The following is a 264-nucleotide window of genomic DNA, read 5'->3' as shown; positions in this document are numbered from 1 at the left end:
CCCCTCCCGCTAACGTTGGGATGCTTTCGCCCGCGGCATTCTTGTCGTCTGCCGTGTTTGGCTCACCCGTTGCCGCGTCCACACTCGGTGTCGATGCTGGCGTACCTACACCGGAATCAGTGCCTTCTGGGGCATTGCCTTGTGCCGAAGTCGGCTCACCGGTAGCCCCGTTCACACTTGGTTTCTGCTCTGGTGTTGCCACATTTGGCTCCACACCCTTCGAGCTGCCTGCTTGTGCTGGTGTACCCGTTTGCGGCGCGTTCC

Annotated in this window: 1 protein-coding gene; it reads right to left on the bottom strand. The window is 61.4% G+C overall.

Going from position 1 to position 264, the window contains the following annotated elements:
* The coding region (locus tag UF05_RS26345; protein ID WP_048852435.1) for a hypothetical protein at positions 1–264 on the bottom strand (264 nt) is incomplete at both ends.

This window comes from Vibrio sp. S457-15 (assembly GCF_000960545.1).
In the GTDB taxonomy this organism is placed as follows: Bacteria; Pseudomonadota; Gammaproteobacteria; order Enterobacterales; family Vibrionaceae; genus Vibrio; species Vibrio parahaemolyticus.
The sequence above is the reverse complement of the archived record's forward strand: the minus strand, read 5'-3'. Positions and strand labels throughout refer to the sequence as shown.